The following is a 17,633-nucleotide window of genomic DNA, read 5'->3' as shown; positions in this document are numbered from 1 at the left end:
CTCCTCCTTACTTTTCTATATTTATTCTATATTCGCTAGCAGGTTCCCTATGCAGTCAGTTCAAGGTACAAATGCTATGACAGCACCAGAAGCCAGCCTTCCGAGCAGCAAAAAAGTGTTCATGAAATGGTCACTTTTAGGCACAGTCGGCATTATCAATGGCTACGCAACAATCCTTATGTATTCACGCGGTGAGATTGCGTTTGCACTACTTACGATCATTCTTACCGCTTTAGCGTTGTTCATCTTTGGTAGTAAAAAGACGTACGCACACCGTTACATCTACCCTGGTATCGCAGGGATGATCCTTTTCATTCTTTTCCCTCTGGCGTACACCATAGGTTTGGCGTTTACCAACTACAGCGCGAAAAACCAACTCTCTTTTGATCGTGCGCAGAGCGTACTTTTGGACAGAACTTATCAAAGTGGTGATAGCTACCCGTTCACTTTATATAAAACGGATCAAGGACATCAGCTTGTGGTTGAAAAAGATGGTGAGCTACTTGCTACGCCCACTTTTCAGCTAGATAGCCTTTCAGCATCGGATCTTGACCTATCGCCAATTGAAGAAGCTACGGGCGAGAAAGAATCAATCAAGACGATTGTTAAGAGCCGTAATACGTTGAGCAGTGTTGATTTGCATCTGCCGAGCGGTGAAGACATCCGCATGAGCGGGTTACGTAAGTTTGCGGCAGTTGTGCCTTTGTACACGCTGCAAGAAGACGGCGAAACGCTTTACAACAACCGTACTGAAGAGACGTTACGTCCAAATATGGAAGTAGGTTACTACCAACCTGTCGATGAAAACGGTCAGTTTGTTGGTAGCACAGTGTCTCCTGGCTTTGTGGTGAACATTGGCACACACAACTTTGAGCGTGTGTGGAAAGATGATGGTATCAAAGAGCCGTTTATCAGTATCTTTATCTGGACGATTGTGTTCTCAGCACTCACCGTACTATTTACGCTTGTAATTGGTCTTGTTCTAGCAAGTGTTGTTCAGTGGGAAGCATTAAAAGGCCGTTCGGTTTACCGACTCTTACTGATTCTGCCTTATGCGGTACCGGCGTTTATTTCTATCTTGATCTTTAAAGGTTTGTTTAACCAAAGCTTTGGTGAGATCAACATGCTTCTGGAAGGTTTGTTCGGTATTAGCCCAGCTTGGTTCTCAGACCCATTCATGGCGAAAACCATGATCCTGATTGTGAACACGTGGCTTGGTTTCCCTTACATGATGATTCTATGTATGGGTCTACTAAAAGCGATTCCTGATGATTTATATGAAGCGTCAGCAATTGATGGTGCGAACTTTATTACTAACTTTACTCGTATCACGCTACCAATGATGTTGAAGCCGTTAACACCACTGTTGATTGCGAGCTTTGCCTTCAACTTCAACAACTTCGTGCTTATCCAGTTGTTGACAGGCGGCGGTCCAAACATGATTGGTACGTCAGAACCTGCGGGTTACACAGACCTATTGGTAAGTTACACCTACCGAATCGCATTCGAAGGTGCAGGCGGTCAAGACTTCGGTCTAGCAAGTGCAGTAGCAACACTTATCTTCCTATTGGTTGGCGCATTGGCACTTATCAACCTACGCGTAACTAAAGTAGCTCAGGACTAAGGAGAGATTACTATGGCAATGGTACAAGGTAAGTCATTAAAGTATCGTGTTTGGGCTACTCATATTGCGATGTGGGCATTCTTGGCACTGATTATTTTCCCTTTACTGATGATCATCGCGATTTCATTCCGTGAAGGTAACTTTGCAACGGGTAGCCTGATCCCAGACAACCCAACGCTTGATCACTGGAAATTGGCATTAGGTTTCTCGGTGACTAACCCAGACGGTACAGTTACACCGCCACCATTCCCAGTCATGACATGGCTGTGGAACTCAGTAAAAGTGGGTGGTATTTCTGCAATCCTAATCGTGGCGCTATCAACCACATCAGCTTATGCGTTTGCTCGTATGAAGTTCAAAGGTAAGAACACTATCCTAAAAGCGATGATGATCTTCCAAATGTTCCCTGCGGTATTGGCATTGGTTGCTCTATACGCGTTGTTCGACAAATTGGGTCAGTACATCCCATTCCTTGGTCTGAACACGCACGGCGGTCTGATATTCGCTTATTTAGGTGGTATCGCACTGCACGTTTGGACGATTAAAGGCTACTTCGAAAGTATTGACTCTTCGTTAGAAGAAGCGGCGGCACTGGATGGTGCGACACCATGGCAAGCATTCCGTTTGGTATTGCTTCCATTGTCTGTGCCAATCCTAGCGGTAGTATTCATCTTGTCGTTCATCATGGTAATTGGTGAAGTTCCTGTAGCATCACTACTACTTTCTGATGTAGACTCGTACACACTTGCAGTGGGTATGCAGCAATACCTATATCCACAAAATTACTTGTGGGGTGACTTTGCAGCAGCTGCTGTACTTTCAGCAGTGCCAATCACTGCCGTATTCTTACTTGCTCAACGCTGGTTGGTTGGTGGTCTAACTGCTGGTGGTGTGAAAGGATAATCTCTTGTGGTCTGAGATTGATAAGAATAACTAGAAAAGGGCGACCACATGGTCGCCCTTATACGTAGCACGGATATTACAATTTTGGTTTGGCCGCCGATCAGTAATATCTTGGCTTTTATTGGCGTTACGCATAGCTGGCTGTTAGCTTAGTTCCTTACGATTCAATCACTAACAGTTTTTGTAACCATAACCTGAGTTTAGACTCAGGTTTTTTTATACCTGTTAAATACAGTTGTTCAATAAGCGGATAAAGATTAGCGGCTTTGCAATGGATTACACAGGGCTTGAATAATGCCCTGCGTAGCACTTCACATAAATAACCTGAGTTCAGGTATCAGTAAAATTGAGGTAGGTAAAGATTAAAACTCTCGACTGGAGGGGGCACATCCAACGTATTGAAGCAGCGTGTATAAGCTTTCTTGCTGTAGTGCGACGCGACGAAATAAATTTGCAAAGGTGACATCACCGCCAAAGCAGGTTTGAATGTAATGGTTAATTTCTGTTTCGTTATACCCCTCGACGTACATGGTTCTTACCCACTGGTACTCGACCGCTTTTAAATTGGTCAACGTCTCTTCACTTAAGGTCGTTTCTTTTAGTCTCAAGATCCAAACTCTATCCAACTTCAAAATAGTGGAAGGATTTAAGCAAAGCTAGGTGAAGGATTTATGACAGAGGAGGCCGAGTGTGAAGCAAATAGCAAAACCATGATGTTGCTCCACACTCTGGATATATGTAACGTTGAGGTAGTCAATAGCGTTCTTAACGGATGTAGGTCACTTGAGATACTTTACGTGCGCTTCCATCTCTTCCCCGATTTCTTTGCGCATGTTCATAAGGCGGATCGCGGATTGTTCCAAGGCTTTATCTTCATCAGATTCTGGAACCCATTTCGGCACGTCGGTTGGTTTTCCGTTCTCATCTACAGCAACCATAATAACGATACAGTGGGTGGTGAGTCTGTTTTTCATTTGTTTTGGGTCACTGGCTTGCACGTCAATCGCGATGTGCATTGAGCTTCGTCCGGTATAAATGACTTTCGCGCTAACTTCGACTAAGTTGCCGACATGAATCGGCGCAACAAAACGAATACCACCTGCGTATGCAGTAATGCAATATTTGCCACTCCACGCTGCAGAGCAGGCGTAGGCTGCTAAGTCAATCCATTTCATTACGGCGCCGCCGTGCACTTTTCCGCCGAAATTGACGTCACTGGGTTCTGCTAAAAAGCGAAGGGTAATGTCTCTTTGACCACTGCTCATCTGTCTTTCCTTGATGGGTTATTGTTTTCCCAATTTAGCAGCAAGATGAATTTTCGGGAATAGAGAATGAAACAAAATATTAACTTTTATTCGAACGATGAAAACAAAAAGCCACAGCGTAGTTCTGTGGCTTGGGGAACTGGGATTAATTGGCGGTGGAGGCAATCTCGGAATTGGGCAATTGCTTTCTGTGTCGTATTTTTATTTGCGACAGGATAACGCCAGAGATGACTAACAGCCCACCAATAATGTGGTAAGCGTAAATTTTCTCACCAATCAACGTTGAAGCAAGTACGACAGAAACCACGGGCATTAAGTTCATGAACATGGCACTTGAATCAGCGCCAATTGAATCAATCGCTTTCACCCACATTAACGGCGCAAAAATGGAAGCCGCAATGCCAGCATAGGCGATTAATGGTAGCGCGTCTTGGCTTGGTAACAGTTGCTCACTAGATAACCAAAGTGGTGTAAGCATCACAACCGAGAAGAAGCCTTGCATGTAAACCAGAGTCAAACTACTGAAAGGCATCTTCCAGCGTTTTAGCAGCACGCAATAAGCCGCGTATACCATGGCTGCAATCAGCATAAGGCTATCACCTTGGGTCATGTCTTGATGTAAAAAGTAGGTGATATCACCATGACCAAGCATAAACGCCAAGCCGCCGAGCGAAATCACACCACCGACGATACTTAACATTGATACAGACTTGCCTAACAGAGGAACACTTAAAAACACACTGATCAAAGGAACCAAAGAGGTAATCAGTGCCATGTTGGAAGCCGTTGTCGTTAAACCAGCGTAGTAGCCAAGTGATTGGTTGAGCACCATGCCAAGTAACGCAAGAAATGCCAGCTTAGTTAAGTAAGGTCGAATAATGTGTCGTTGTTTGATGATCGCAGGCAGACAAAATGGAGTTAGAAGTACCATTGCGACAAACCAACGATAGAAACTCATCGCACTTGGTTCAATGGCGCTTGCTGCCATCTTATTCACAATTGAGTTACCACCCCAAATCATAACGGTGAAAAACGGAAGTAAATAAATCATGAGAACCCTATAGCACAATTATTGATGGCGCTAGTCTGGCAGGTCTTTATAATAAAAAGTATCTCTTAAAAGACATCGTAAGCGATAGGAAGACAATTTTGAAAAAGAGCGCCAGAAATCTTCATCCCTCATTATCAATCGACCGCGCACCATCGGATGTATTTATGAATTTTGAAGCCTTTCTCTCTAATACAGAAACGCGAATTCATAGCCATCCTTGGGGGCAAGTGCAGCTGATCAGCGGTGGGATCCTAGAGATGGATGCAGAAGATACAAGATTTCTAGCGCCTCCGCATCTTGCAATTTGGGTTCCTGCTGGAATCCGTCATACTAGTTACAACCGTAAACCTATCGAATATTGTTCTTTGAACATTGCCCCTGAATTGACGGCGCACTTTCCTACCAAAACGAGTCTGATCAAAGTGACTCCAATCGTGTCGTCCATTATTGAGGACTTTCGCCAACGAGACATTAACGTGGCGCAAAGTGATGAAGACAAGCGCTTGGTCCAGGTGTTATTGGACCAGCTCGCAAAGCAAGAAGTGGAACACCACTTTTTACCAACGACCGATAACAAGTATCTTGAACCGATCTTAAAAGCAGTAGAAGAATCGCCGACGGATGAGATCAGTTTGGCAGAATGGGCAGAAAAAGTGCATACCACTGAACGCACGTTAGCGAGACACTGCCAGAGTGAGTTGGGCATGAGCTTTACTGAGTGGCGTTTACGTGTACGCTATTTGCATTCTATGGAGTTGCTGCGTAAAGGGCAGACCGTGAAAGAAGTCGCGCTAACGTTAGGTTATAACCAAGCCAGCCCTTTTATCGCGATGTTCAAGAAATACTCCGGCATGACACCGGAGCAATATAAGAACCGCTTATTATAACTGAACCAGAACGTAATTCAGACCACCGACCACGGCTGCAACTTGCGCATCGTTGCACTCTTCGTCGGTCACCGTTGGGCTGTCTGGGTACACTTCCGTTGTCGTGCCGTAAACGCAATTTGTTACGCCGCCACACAGACCCAGCTTCACCATTGGGTAGTTGATAACGCCAAACTGTACGACTGGTGAACCAATGATTTCGCCATTTTCATCTGCAGGTGCAATGTGAGTCACTTTCGCAACCGATTCAATCACCGCTTTTTGAAACTCGGGTTGAGGGTTTTCACTATCTCCAACTGTGTAAAAACCGTCTGGGATCATGCCCTCGATGTACTCAATGCCATCACGAGCGGCAAGCGCAGGACGGAACTCTGTTTCATCGGAGTCTGTCGTCTCGTGCAAATCAATGTGCATTAATACATCGCCTAATGTCGCAACGAGCTTCATGAGGTTGGCGGATTCTTCGGCGGGGCTATCCTTATAGAAAGAGCGGTTTGGATCAATCGCGTTTGGATTCCAGCGGTTGATCACCTCGTAACCCCAAGGGCTCACGCAAGGTGCAACGACAATATTGAAATGCTCTGCGTAGCGCTCTGCTTCTGTTTCTACAAACTTTAAAGCGCCATGTACACCGCTGGTTTCATAACCGTGTACGCCGCCTGTGACCAAAACAACAGGCTTCGTTGAATCCCAGTTGCGAGTTTTGATACAAAACAGAGGGAAACGTGCCTCGTTGTATGAGAGCGCACCGTATTGTTCAACATCAAAACGCTCGCGTAGGGCATCGATTTTACTGACGACTTCATCTTGGTAGCTACGTTTTACTTCTTGCGTTGCTAACCAAGCTTTACGTTCCTCTTCGCTCCAAGGTTGGCCAGGGGTACCGATTGGGTAAATGTATCCACTTTTCATCTATACTTTTTTCTTTTGACTGCTGAAAGGTATCACAAGACTAGACCTGTCTTATCTTAACGGCAATATAAAACACCATTTGGGATAGTATTCTTTGCAAAATCATCACTTTGATGAGTGATTTATTGGTGTTACATTTTGTTACTTACTCAATTTCATATAAGAGACAAAAAATGGCTGGAGCAAGTTTACTCACACTGTTGGATGATATTGCCACGGTACTCGACGATGTCGCCTTAATGTCGAAAATGGCGGCAAAGAAAACCGCAGGTGTGTTGGGTGATGACCTAGCGTTAAACGCTCAACAAGTGTCTGGTGTTGCATCTGAGCGAGAAATTCCAGTGGTTTGGGCGGTTGCGAAAGGCTCGTTCAAAAACAAATTGATTTTAGTTCCTTCAGCATTGCTAATTAGCGCGATTATTCCATGGCTTATCATGCCACTATTGCTAATTGGCGGCTTGTTTCTCTGCTTTGAAGGGGCAGAAAAGGTGCTTGAGAAAGTATTCCCTCACTCCCATCCGCACGAAGAAAAAGAAGAGTTAGTTAATACTGGCGAGTCGATAGAAGAGTATGAAAAACGCAAAGTTGCTGGTGCGATTCGAACGGACTTTATTCTTTCAGCGGAAATCATTGTGATTGCGTTGGGTACCGTGACTGGGGCGAGCCTTGTGACGCAAATCTTAGTGGTGAGCTTAATTGCAGTCATCATGACCATTGGTGTTTATGGCTTAGTAGCAGGCATCGTGAAATTGGATGACTTGGGCTTCTACCTTGAAATTCGCTCAAAAGGTAAGGGCTGGATGGCGAAAGTCGGCAGTGCTTTAGTTGCTTTTGCACCAAAGCTGATGAAGTTGTTAACGATTGTGGGAACTGCCGCGATGTTTTTAGTCGGTGGGGGGATTGTAGTGCACAACGTACCTGCCATTCATCACTTTGTAGAGCCGATTATTATGAACTTTAGTGGTCATTCGGTTGCTACAGCGATTCTGCCTATTTTGCTTAACGGCATTATCGGCTTTGTGGCGGGGTTGATTGTGGTTGCTGTGTGGGCTGCTGTAGAAAAAATTCGCGGCCACTAGTAATCACAGCCCAAAGCAAGGCAAGAACAACAAGGGTCATGACTTCTTTTCACAGAAAGGCATGACCCTCTTTTATGGATGGAACGTCAGTAAAGTGGTTACTTCACTTTCCACTCAATTTGTTCATTTGCTCGAATAGGCACAACGATATCATTGCCAAATGGCATCGTTTCCGGCACATCCCAAGCGGATTTTTCTAATGTTACCGTATCTGTGTTACGCGCAATGCCGTAAAAATCAGGACCATTGAAGCTTGCAAACGCTTCCAAGTTTTCCAGCTTGCCTTCATTCTCGAATACTTCTGCATAAAGCTCTAGTGCTGCGTGTGCGGTGTAAGAACCAGCACAACCGCAAGCTGACTCTTTTGCCCCTTTCGCATGTGGCGCAGAGTCGGTACCTAGGAAGAACTTCTTGCTACCACTGGTTGCAGCTTCGATCAGCGCTTGCTGGTGGGTGCTGCGCTTAAGAATTGGCAAACAGTAGAAATGAGGCTTAATACCACCCACAAGCATATGGTTACGATTGAAAAGAAGATGGTGAGCAGTGATGGTAGCCGCTACGTTATCTGAGGCGTTATTAACGAAGTTTGCTGCGTCGGCAGTGGTGATGTGTTCTAGAACGATTTTAAGATTAGGGAAGTCATTGACGATAGGAGCGAGGACAGTATCAAGGAATTCTTTCTCTCGGTCGAAGATATCAACATCGTGATGTGTTACTTCGCCATGAACCAAAAGTAACATTCCGACTTCTTCCATCGCTTCGAGAACGTGGTAAATGTTCGTCGCATTGGTCACACCGGAATCTGAGTTTGTGGTAGCTCCAGCAGGATAAAGCTTGGCAGCAACAATGTTTCCGGTGGCTTTAGCCTTACGTATTTCATCTGGTGTGGTGTTGTCTGTGAGGTAAAGCGCCATCAAAGGTTCAAACTGTTCGCCATGTTGCTCTTTTAGAATTCGGTCACGGTAGGCTAGGGCGAGCTCAGTTGTAGTAACTGGTGGGACGGTATTTGGCATGATCAGCGCACGGCCATTGTAGCGGCTGATGTCGCGAACGGTGTCTTTAAGAACTTCCCCATCGCGTAAGTGAACGTGCCAGTCGTCAGGACGAGTGATTGTCAGTGTTGTCATTAATTGCTCCCACCATTGAAAAGTTGTCTGATTGGAGCCCAAGCGCCGTATTTGCTTTTGAGCAAACGCTTGCGCTTAGGCGACAGGATGATAGAGGAATTGCCCTCACATTTCATCCCATTTTTCACTTTTCTACAGAGTGAGAGTGTAAGTGATTACTTCATTGTTAACCAAAGCGCGTGGATCGTACCCGGCAGAAAGAAGAAACACGTCAATATTAGGTTAATCAAAAAGTCTTTATTTAGACCTTTCTCCATAAACACCGCGACAGGCGGAAGAAAGATACATAACAAAATCAGAACCAGTTTTCTTGTATCCATAATTAAGCTCCAAATCAATAAATGGGGGCAGTGATAACTCAGATGAATTATGTGTGCCGTATCACACTTTATCAAACGGTATTTGGTCAGAACGATGTTAAAAAACGCGAATGTTGAGTGTAGTAAATACTTGTCGCTCAAACCAAATTTATAAGAATAGCATTCAGAAAAAATTGAGTTGGATGAAGCGGCAATAGACTCTGCACCTTAATGTGATTTGGGTATACAATACTGCAACAAATAAAAAACACCCTGTAGGAAGAAGGCTATGTCGCAACCCATTTTGTCCCAAATTAATGTTTTTCCGGTTAAGTCAGTTGGCGGATTATCGCTGTCGTCAGTATGGGTTGAGAAGCAAGGATTGAGCTTCGATCGTCGTTTTATGATTGCGAAAGCTGATGGCGCTATGATTACCGCGAGAAAGTATCCGCAAATGGTAACCATTAAGTCCGCCTTATTATCCGATGGGGTTGTGTTTAGCAGTTTGGGGATGGAGCCGCTTAAAATCCGTTATCAAGACTTTAAAATGCAGGAAACGCCAGCAACAGTTTGGAAAGACACCTTTACTGCATATACCACTACAGATGATGCAGATGATTGGTTTAGTCGTGTATTGGGTCAACGTGTTGAGTTGTTGTTTAGTGGTGAGCAATCGAATCGTGTTCGCGAAAAGCTAGGACAAAACGTTAGCTTTGCCGATGGTTATCCGGTGTTAGTGATTAGCCAGGCTTCCCTTGATGAACTGAACCGAAGAAGCTCTGAGCAACACTCTATGGATCAGTTCCGTACTAACTTAGTGGTCTCTGATACCAAGCCGTTTGAAGAAGATTCATGGAAGCGCATACGAATCGGTGAGGTAGAGTTTGAGTCTCTCAAACCTTGCGAGCGCTGTATCCTGACTACGGTGAATACTCAAACAGGCACGTTCCGAGAGAGCAAGGAGCCACTTAAAACCTTACAACAGTTCCGTGCAAATGATGTCGGTGGTGTGTTCTTTGGTCAGAATCTTGTCGCGCGAAATGAGGGCATTATTCGTCAAGGCGATAAAGTTGAAGTATTGGAGTATAAAGAACCGGAGTTTTACGCGGATAACTCGCCAGTGCGCATGACGTTAACATGTGTTGAGCGTGAGGAAATCGCCCAAGACTTCGTGACCTTATGGTTAGAGCCAAACAAAGGTTCTTTGCCTAATTACTTGCCAGGACAACACCTGCTAATAGAAGTGAATATTGATGGTAAGAAAGTGGGCCGACGCTATACGCTATCATCCAGTCCGTCTCGTCCGGGTCGCTATGCTATTTCTGTTAAGCGTATTGCAGGTGGAAGAGTCTCTAATTTGCTCTTAGACAATTTACAAGTCGGTGATGTTTTAGAGGCAGAACAACCTGATGGCCAGTTTCACCTAAAAACGCATGAAGCGCAGCCTCTGCTGTTACTCTCTGCGGGTAGCGGAGTAACACCAATGCTATCGATGGTACGTTACTTAGCGGATCATAATCAGTTGGAGAACGTGGTTTTCTACCATCAATGTCGGACCGAAAATGATATTCCTTGTCGCTCAGAGTTGGAGCAGTTAAAGCGTGAGCACCCGGGGTTAGAAGTGAAAATCTGCTTGACGCAGCCTGCCGTTGATTGGTTTGGGTTAAAAGGGCGTTTAAGTTTGTCACACATTAAGCAAATCAAAGATGTTGAACAGCGCCAAGTGTTTGTGTGTGGTCCTGATGGTTTTATGGAGAAAGCGAAAAATCTCCTACTAAGAAAAGGGCTGCCAGAAGAAAACTACCATCAAGAAGCGTTTGGCGTATCTTCAGTCACTTCAAGACTAGAGAAGAGCATAGCGATCGATTTTAATGGGACGAAAGTTGTAGGGAATAATCAGAAAACGTTGTTAGATCAGCTTGAAGACGCAGGGAAGGTTGTTAGCAATAGCTGCCGTGCTGGCTTATGCGGCGCGTGTAAGGTTCAGCTTACGTCGGGTCAAGTACATCATCCGGACGTGCCTGCGTTGACAGATGAGGAACGTGCGATGGGAACCGTATTGGCGTGTTGTGCTGTTCCAGAGACGGACGTGACGGTAACAAACTAAGCGAGAAGGCTCCCCGGTTCTCAATAAAAACGCTGCTAACTTTAGCAGCGTTTTGAGTTTAAAAGTGAACGGAAAATATCGCTTAGTCGTAAATCGTCGGGATTGGCTGACGTTTGTGCTGCGTAGCTTTGTAAATCGTTACCAGACGATCACTCACTTGCTGTGGAACGGGTTTGCCTTCTAAGAAGTCATCGATCTGTTCATAAGTTAAGTTCAGAGCATCTTCATCTGCTTTTTGCGGCTCTAGTTCTTCTAGATCTGCCGTTGGTACTTTCTTAACAAGCAGCTCTGGTGCGCCTAATGTTGCAGCCAACTCGCGGACTTGACGCTTGCTTAAACCAAATAGAGGGGCAAGGTCGCACGCGCCGTCACCAAACTTAGTGTAAAAACCGGTGATGTTCTCTGCTGAGTGGTCTGTTCCCAATACTAAGCCGCCAACGTAACCAGCGATTTCATATTGTGCAATCATACGAGCTCGCGCTTTTACGTTACCTTTTACGAAATCAATTTTGTCGGCTTCAGTCGGAAGCAGGCCCGTCCCTTGCAATGCGGTATCAGTCGCCGCATGCAAACCGTCAACACCATCTTTAATGTTCACAGACACAGAGTGTGTTGGCTTGATGAAAGAGAGTGCCAGTTGCGCTTCATCTTCATCTTTTTGCTCACCGTAAGGCAGACGTACTGCGATAAACTGATATTTGTCAGTACCAGATTCCGCATTCAATTGTTCTACTGCAAGCTGGGCAAGGCGACCTAACGTGGTTGAGTCAACACCGCCACTAATGCCAAGCACCAGTGACTTACAACCTGCTTCTTGTAGCTTACGCTTAATAAAAGCAATACGGCGTTCAATTTCAAAATGCGGATCAATTGAAGGGAGTACACGCATTTCATCACGGATGGATTGTTCCATTTAGGGTTCCTTTTCCTGCAAATATTTCAGACACCAAAGCCCGCTTGCTCAAATGGTGATAAACCATGCAATATGAGACCGATAAACACGACTTTAGGGTCAAAAGCTGTAAAGATTAGTAGTATCATACCGAAATCATCAGATTAGAAAACTCTCTTCAACCAGGTAATCGCCGGATATGAAAAAAATCGCCATTTTTGGTAGTGCATTTAACCCACCTAGTTTAGGGCACAAAAGTGTTATTGAGTCATTGAGCCACTTTGACCTTGTGCTACTTGAACCTAGCATTGCACACGCTTGGGGCAAGAATATGCTCGATTACCCAACTCGGTGCAAAATGGTTGATGCATTCATCAAAGATATGGGGCTTTCTAATGTTCGGCGTTCTGATGCAGAGCAAGCTTTGTACCAACCCGGACAAAGTGTGACAACCTATGCGTTGTTAGAAAAAATTCAAGAAATCTACCCAACAGCCGATATAACTTTTGTCATAGGTCCTGATAATTTCTTCAAATTTGCTAAATTTAGTAGAGCAGAAGAGATTATGGAACGTTGGACTGTTATGGCGTGCCCTGAAAAAGTAAAAGTCAGAAGCACGGATATACGTAACGCATTGGTTACGGGTGAAGACATAAACGCCTACACAACCCCGTCCGTCTGTGAATTGTTGCTTAACGAAGGCTTATACAAAGAAACATTATCTGGGAACTGAGAGGTCAGATTTTCATGGTCAGATTAGCCGTATTTAGTGCATGTGCGCTGCTTGTGGTCGCACAAGCTCATTCTGCGTGTAACTATTTTTCTGATCGTTCTGTTGTGTTTGAAGATAACACCCTTCCTATCTGTGAAGAAATTTTAGATTCCATTGGCGTATTAAGTACGGATGCGTTGATTTGGTATGCTGCGGAAGCGAAATTCGAAGGGCCAACAGAAAACTATTGGGAAGAGTGGGCGATTAAGCCGGAAGACACACCACTCCTAACCCAGAATCTAGAAAAGAATTATTTTGGGCTTGGTTTTTGGATGCCGGAAGAGCTCCGAGACGAAGAGAGCAAAATGGACACAGAAGAGTGGCTCCGTAGTCATGGCCTGATGTTCAGCGTGGGTTTTGGTGATAAATCCGACGGACAGCCGAGAATGCGATTTGATTATCGTTGGCACGAATATTACGACGCTGACTGGATGATGCAGATAGAAGTTCCCTTCTAGTCACCTTGAGCGAACATAAAAAGGGCGTACATCGTCCATGTACGCCCTTTTTATTATTATCTGAGTCTCTATTTTCTGCGCGCGTCACTCTGCGTAATACTGAAAAGATGGCTCTTTAGAATGCGAGTTATAGCGCTTCTCCAAAGACCAAAAAGCAAAGTTGCTCATATTCTTCTGTGTTACCCGCAAAAAGCGTATCGACAATCTGCTCTTCTTTTTTTCCCGACAGCTTCATTTTTCTTGCTTCACGGAGTGTGAGTACCAAGCACAGCTCTTTAGAAATGTCCATGTCACAACCAGGCGTCCACTGATTGATGGTTTTTGTTAACGTTGAGTGCGCTAGTTTCGGAGAGAGAGTCAATACTTCATGTCTTACTACCGTCAGTAGATCGGTTTGCAGATCTGAGCGCTCGGCTGTTGTTGCTAGTTTCTCGACGAGGGCTTTTAGCAGCGGTGAAGGTTTCACAAAACCTGCTTGTTGTGAGAAGTCATCATTTAAACGCACAGAAAAATCACAACGATATACACGAGAATTAGGTAAAAAGGTGAGGGAGCTCAAACATCCTTGAGGAATCCAAAAATATTGGCCTGGTTCAATGGCATACTCCTGCTTACCCAATTTAATGACGGCTAACCCTTCTACGACAGACAGTAGACTGTGCTTCAGTGCTTTTTTGCGCGCAGCTACTTCAAGAAAGGGGTATTTAGCGTCGTGAAATTCAATTGCGTAGTTCATTATGAGTACCAGTGTTTTTTGGCGCTAAGGGTAACGTTAAACCTATACGATTCCAACCAGCTGAGAGAATTTTTTAGCATGAGAAATTGTAGCCTAACTGGTATGACCATGTTAAAAGTATGGGTTGAAATGCTGCTTGTCAGCAAAACTATGCGTAAAATGTGCCAGCTTTTTTTGATATGTAATGAACAATGACTGCCAATACCGATCCTTATATTGAAATTCGTCCTTACAATGACGAAGAAATTCCAGCAGCGCTGGATCGTCTAATCCAAGATGATGAATTTATCACTGCTATTCTCGATCATCGCTTTGCTAATAAAGCAGCGTGGTTTAAAACGCTAATGAGCCCGATCCTGCGCATCTACCTGAAAGCTAAATGGAGCAAGCTTGATTCTGTAGAAGCGATTCAGATTGAAGTGAAGAAGTATCTGAAAGATACATTGAATAAGACAACGGATGGCGTCACTTTTTCTGGTTTGGATAAGCTGGATAAAAACACGTCGTACTTATTCGTTTCTAACCACCGTGATATTGCGATGGACCCTGCGCTAGTAAACTATGGCTTGTACCAAAGTGGGCACCGTACAGTTCGTATTGCGATTGGTGACAACCTGCTGAAGAAGCCATGTGCGACCGAATTGATGCGACTCAATAAAAGCTTCATCGTTAAGCGCTCTGCTAAGGCGCCTAGAGAAATGATGAAAGCATTAGGACAACTGTCGAGCTACATTAAACACTCGCTTGATACCGGTAATTCAATTTGGATTGCCCAAAAGGAAGGTCGTGCCAAAGATGGAAACGACTTTACTGATCCTGCGATTTTAAAAATGTTCCATGTTGAAGGCCGCAAGCAGAAGATCAGCTTTGGTGAATACACGCGTTCTTTGAAAATCGTTCCTGTCTCGATTGCCTATGAAAATGATCCATGTGACATTGCCAAAGCAAAAGAGCTGTACGAAAAAGCAGAAAATGGCCGTTATGAAAAAGGTGAATTTGAAGATATCGAAAGCATCATTCAGGGCATCATTGGTTATAAAGGTCGTGTGCATGTCGCGTTTGGTGATGTGATTGATCAAGAGTTTGAAACGCCAGAATCTCTTGCCGGTGAAATCGACCGCCAAATTCATAATAACTACAAGTTGTACCCAATCAACTTGTTAGCTGCTGGACGCGAAGATTCGAGCATCATCACAGAGGCGGTGAAGCGTCACCTCGCGGATAAATTGGAGCAGTTACCTGAAGGTGCAAGACCTTATTTGGTGGCGAGCTATGCCAACCCAGTGAACAATCAAGAGTAATATTCATCACTGAACTTGATGGATTATGAACGCCTTAAAGCCTCGGTTTTCCGGGGCTTTTTTTCGTCTACTTTTTAAGGAGCAACAGCCCCGCCAAGGGTTAAATTGCTAGGCCACTTGGTAATCTTGTTGCCACCTAAAAAGATATTCCCTTTCACCGTCATCGTGTCTGGAAATACTTGTAGCGCGGATCCTCCTATATAAAGGTTACCATCAACCACCAATCCTTCAGGAAGAGCAGAGATAGGAGTGCGAATAACACTTAAATCGCCTTTGACTCGAAGTTTAGCTGGGAGCGTTTTTAATGGTGTATCCGTCAAGTTCAGATAACCGCCGAGTTTGATGCCCCTAGGCCAGTTTTCGATCTTACTACCCAGTAGATTCGCATAACCTTTTATCTTTGTACCTGAGCGAATGGTTTTGAGTGCGCTGTTGGTTGCTTCCAAACTGCCTCCAACATCAAGCCCCTTAGGCAGCTTTTTGATCGGGGTTTGCGAGATATTTAAGTTGCCTTTGACCACTAAGCCAGAAGGTAATTGGGTGTAAGGTTTGTTTCGTAGATCAAGATTACCGTAATTATCGGTGTGACCAAACTTAGAGTAGTAATCTAGCTCATATGCGAAAGATGAGAAGCAGAGCAGCATCAAGGTAAGGAAAAGGGAAACAATACGCATAGCCAGAGACTTAGTTAAACATAGAGATCTTAAGTGCTCATCTTATACTTAAATAGACTCATTCTGCATACTTTGTTAACAGTTTTTGATTTTTAGCCCAAGAACTTCAAATTAGGGCTTTATCTGAAAGCATACACGCGCTCACGATGCCGAGTTGCTTCAGTGTGCAAGTTAGGGAATGATTAAGTGATTGATTATATAGTTTATTTAAAAGTAAATGTGAGAAAAATATCAGTAGAGATATGAAGAATATGAGGTTCTGCCAAGAACTGAACAAGCGTCCTTGTTAGTATCATGAGCGTCTGAGGGAGATTTTCATGAAGTTAAAAAGAGTGTTTATTTTTGCCGCTGGTGTTGTAGCAGTACTACTATCTGGGGCCGCTTTTGCTAAATCATACAGTACGCCAGAAAGCAAAGCGCTGGTGGTCGCTGACGGCAAGGTAGGTCAGCGTATCTGTTACTACGATGATAAAGCCTACACCACCGGAGCCGTGATTAATGTTGAGGGTGTATTACTGATGTGTACAGCTGAGAACGATTTTGAAACGAATGGTTCGTTAAAGTGGGTGGTATTCAAAAAAGATAAATAAACGCCAAAAAACGGTCTGTTTAATATTAGGATAACGGAAAAATAAAAAAGCGAGCACAGAGCTCGCTTTTTCCATTAACGCGCGATTGAGCGAGTTTTTAATTCAAAGATAAGCTTTTCAGCACTTACTTCAAATTTGAATCGAGCCGTCGCTTGGTTTGACTCTTCTGTTATTTCAGAAACATTGTATTCAACATCAGCACATACTGATTTAGCGAGCTCAATGTATTTTTGTAGTTCAGACTCTAGCTCTGTTTTTGTCTGTGCGAAAACCGTTACGTCGGCAACTTCGTCACCTTCTTTGATGATGAAGCCAATCTCGCCTGCGCAGCCGCAAGCTTCACATACTTGGTTTTTTTCTAATTCGACACTCATAACGAATCCTCTTGTAAATACTAAGGGTATTCTATCAGGTATTTGATCTGTATCTACAAAAATGACGAGTTTTGAATAAAAAAAGAACAGAATAGGCGCTTGTTAAGTAAGGGTTAAAGATTGGATTACTAAATCATCAAGAACGTTAATGTGATATATATCAACATTTAAAATCAATTAACGAACATAGTGACGAGATTTCGCTCAGCCCAGTTGAACTAATGGACAATTTATAAGACTATTTCTTGATTGATTATTTTTAATAATTATCATTCTTGGTCTTTGAATAGTTTCGATGAATAATTGGCGCAAGGTTTTGATGAGACTAACTTTTCGCCTTATTTTGAGTAGCATGTATTGACAAAAACATAACTGCAAATTGCACATTACGCAGTGTAAAGACGTTATGATTTGGAACTTAACTTTATATTAAGTAGTCGCAGTACATATATCCAAACGGCCTTAATGCGCAGGTGTTAGCGGTTCAATTTTTAGGTTTCGCTTAACGAAGTGCCTTGGGCTAATTGGGTATAATGCTAAGAATGATTTCATTCTGGCCTCATTTAATAGTGAGTTAGATGG

At 43.9% G+C, this 17,633-nt stretch carries 19 protein-coding genes; 9 read left to right on the top strand and 10 right to left on the bottom strand.

Going from position 1 to position 17,633, the window contains the following annotated elements; all coding sequences use genetic code 11:
- The first annotated feature begins 49 nt into the window (after positions 1 to 49).
- Positions 50 to 1,624, top strand: coding sequence for a maltose ABC transporter permease MalF (malF, locus tag ACWPOD_RS05565; RefSeq protein WP_031780258.1), 1,575 nt, complete (start codon positions 50 to 52; stop codon positions 1,622 to 1,624).
- 12 nt (positions 1,625 to 1,636) lie between these two features.
- Positions 1,637 to 2,527: a maltose ABC transporter permease MalG gene (gene malG, locus ACWPOD_RS05560; RefSeq protein ID WP_005375275.1), complete on the top strand. Its 891-nt coding sequence runs from the start codon at positions 1,637 to 1,639 to the stop codon at positions 2,525 to 2,527.
- A gap of 362 nt (positions 2,528 to 2,889) precedes the next feature.
- Here malG and ACWPOD_RS05555 read toward each other — a convergent pair whose 3' ends face one another.
- The 3 genes from ACWPOD_RS05555 to ACWPOD_RS05545 all read right to left on the bottom strand — a co-directional run bounded on the left by ACWPOD_RS05555 (position 2,890) and on the right by ACWPOD_RS05545 (position 4,843).
- On the bottom strand, positions 2,890 to 3,135 hold the full coding sequence (locus ACWPOD_RS05555) for a hypothetical protein (protein WP_005375277.1): 246 nt from the start codon (positions 3,133 to 3,135) through the stop codon (positions 2,890 to 2,892).
- 171 nt (positions 3,136 to 3,306) lie between these two features.
- A complete protein-coding gene (locus tag ACWPOD_RS05550; RefSeq protein ID WP_005392490.1) occupies positions 3,307 to 3,792 on the bottom strand; it encodes an acyl-CoA thioesterase in 486 nt (161 codons plus the stop codon).
- A 145-nt stretch (positions 3,793 to 3,937) separates the two neighbouring features.
- Positions 3,938 to 4,843 carry a DMT family transporter gene (locus ACWPOD_RS05545; protein WP_176319692.1) on the bottom strand — a complete coding sequence of 302 codons (906 nt, stop codon included), beginning with the start codon at positions 4,841 to 4,843 and terminating at the stop codon, positions 3,938 to 3,940.
- Between the two features lie 98 nt (positions 4,844 to 4,941).
- Between ACWPOD_RS05545 and ACWPOD_RS05540 the strand changes: the two genes are divergently transcribed.
- Positions 4,942 to 5,730, top strand: coding sequence for an AraC family transcriptional regulator (locus tag ACWPOD_RS05540; protein ID WP_048625321.1), 789 nt, complete (start codon positions 4,942 to 4,944; stop codon positions 5,728 to 5,730).
- Here the strand turns inward: ACWPOD_RS05540 and ACWPOD_RS05535 are convergent.
- On the bottom strand, positions 5,725 to 6,642 hold the full coding sequence (locus tag ACWPOD_RS05535) for a M14 family metallopeptidase (protein WP_456231640.1): 918 nt from the start codon (positions 6,640 to 6,642) through the stop codon (positions 5,725 to 5,727). The genes ACWPOD_RS05540 and ACWPOD_RS05535 overlap by 6 nt on opposite strands.
- A gap of 173 nt (positions 6,643 to 6,815) precedes the next feature.
- Here ACWPOD_RS05535 and ACWPOD_RS05530 point away from each other — a divergent pair, with 173 nt between their 5' ends.
- Positions 6,816 to 7,721: a DUF808 domain-containing protein gene (locus tag ACWPOD_RS05530; RefSeq protein WP_005392495.1), complete on the top strand. Its 906-nt coding sequence runs from the start codon at positions 6,816 to 6,818 to the stop codon at positions 7,719 to 7,721.
- Positions 7,722 to 7,819: 98 nt separating this feature from the next.
- Here the strand turns inward: ACWPOD_RS05530 and pyrC are convergent, their stop codons facing one another.
- Positions 7,820 to 8,848, bottom strand: coding sequence for a dihydroorotase (pyrC, locus tag ACWPOD_RS05525; protein ID WP_456231639.1), 1,029 nt, complete (start codon positions 8,846 to 8,848; stop codon positions 7,820 to 7,822).
- A 155-nt stretch (positions 8,849 to 9,003) separates the two neighbouring features.
- Positions 9,004 to 9,168 (bottom strand): YqaE/Pmp3 family membrane protein, encoded by a 165-nt coding sequence (locus ACWPOD_RS05520; protein WP_005375297.1) that lies wholly within the window; start codon positions 9,166 to 9,168, stop codon positions 9,004 to 9,006.
- 268 nt (positions 9,169 to 9,436) lie between these two features.
- Here ACWPOD_RS05520 and ACWPOD_RS05515 point away from each other — a divergent pair, with 268 nt between their 5' ends.
- Positions 9,437 to 11,254, top strand: coding sequence for a hybrid-cluster NAD(P)-dependent oxidoreductase (locus ACWPOD_RS05515; RefSeq protein ID WP_167427678.1), 1,818 nt, complete (start codon positions 9,437 to 9,439; stop codon positions 11,252 to 11,254).
- A gap of 82 nt (positions 11,255 to 11,336) precedes the next feature.
- Here the strand turns inward: ACWPOD_RS05515 and nadE are convergent, their stop codons facing one another.
- Positions 11,337 to 12,167: an ammonia-dependent NAD(+) synthetase gene (gene nadE, locus ACWPOD_RS05510; RefSeq protein WP_167427677.1), complete on the bottom strand. Its 831-nt coding sequence runs from the start codon at positions 12,165 to 12,167 to the stop codon at positions 11,337 to 11,339.
- Positions 12,168 to 12,345: 178 nt separating this feature from the next.
- Between nadE and ACWPOD_RS05505 the strand changes: the two genes are divergently transcribed.
- Both ACWPOD_RS05505 and ACWPOD_RS05500 read left to right on the top strand, forming a co-directional pair.
- The gene (locus tag ACWPOD_RS05505) at positions 12,346 to 12,879 is read left to right on the top strand and encodes a nicotinate-nicotinamide nucleotide adenylyltransferase (protein WP_048625315.1); all 534 of its coding nucleotides are present in this window, start codon (positions 12,346 to 12,348) and stop codon (positions 12,877 to 12,879) included.
- Positions 12,880 to 12,893: 14 nt separating this feature from the next.
- Positions 12,894 to 13,376: a hypothetical protein gene (locus tag ACWPOD_RS05500; protein WP_456231638.1), complete on the top strand. Its 483-nt coding sequence runs from the start codon at positions 12,894 to 12,896 to the stop codon at positions 13,374 to 13,376.
- A gap of 127 nt (positions 13,377 to 13,503) precedes the next feature.
- Here ACWPOD_RS05500 and ACWPOD_RS05495 read toward each other — a convergent pair whose 3' ends face one another.
- A complete protein-coding gene (locus ACWPOD_RS05495; RefSeq protein WP_047008435.1) occupies positions 13,504 to 14,112 on the bottom strand; it encodes a cupin domain-containing protein in 609 nt (202 codons plus the stop codon).
- 191 nt (positions 14,113 to 14,303) lie between these two features.
- Between ACWPOD_RS05495 and ACWPOD_RS05490 the strand changes: the two genes are divergently transcribed.
- Positions 14,304 to 15,413 (top strand): 1-acyl-sn-glycerol-3-phosphate acyltransferase, encoded by a 1,110-nt coding sequence (locus ACWPOD_RS05490; protein WP_006742201.1) that lies wholly within the window; start codon positions 14,304 to 14,306, stop codon positions 15,411 to 15,413.
- A gap of 74 nt (positions 15,414 to 15,487) precedes the next feature.
- Here ACWPOD_RS05490 and ACWPOD_RS05485 read toward each other — a convergent pair whose 3' ends face one another.
- The gene (locus ACWPOD_RS05485; protein WP_104972836.1) at positions 15,488 to 16,087 is read right to left on the bottom strand and encodes a hypothetical protein; all 600 of its coding nucleotides are present in this window, start codon (positions 16,085 to 16,087) and stop codon (positions 15,488 to 15,490) included.
- Between the two features lie 317 nt (positions 16,088 to 16,404).
- Between ACWPOD_RS05485 and ACWPOD_RS05480 the strand changes: the two genes are divergently transcribed.
- Positions 16,405 to 16,677, top strand: a complete 273-nt coding sequence (locus ACWPOD_RS05480) for a YnjH family protein (RefSeq protein ID WP_005392505.1) — start codon at positions 16,405 to 16,407, stop codon at positions 16,675 to 16,677.
- Positions 16,678 to 16,751: 74 nt separating this feature from the next.
- Here the strand turns inward: ACWPOD_RS05480 and ACWPOD_RS05475 are convergent, their stop codons facing one another.
- Positions 16,752 to 17,051, bottom strand: coding sequence for a YfcZ/YiiS family protein (locus tag ACWPOD_RS05475; RefSeq protein WP_074189865.1), 300 nt, complete (start codon positions 17,049 to 17,051; stop codon positions 16,752 to 16,754).
- Between the last annotated feature and the right edge of the window lie 582 nt (positions 17,052 to 17,633).

The organism is Vibrio sp. JZG120 (assembly GCF_053890955.1).
The sequence above is the reverse complement of the archived record's forward strand: the minus strand, read 5'-3'. Positions and strand labels throughout refer to the sequence as shown.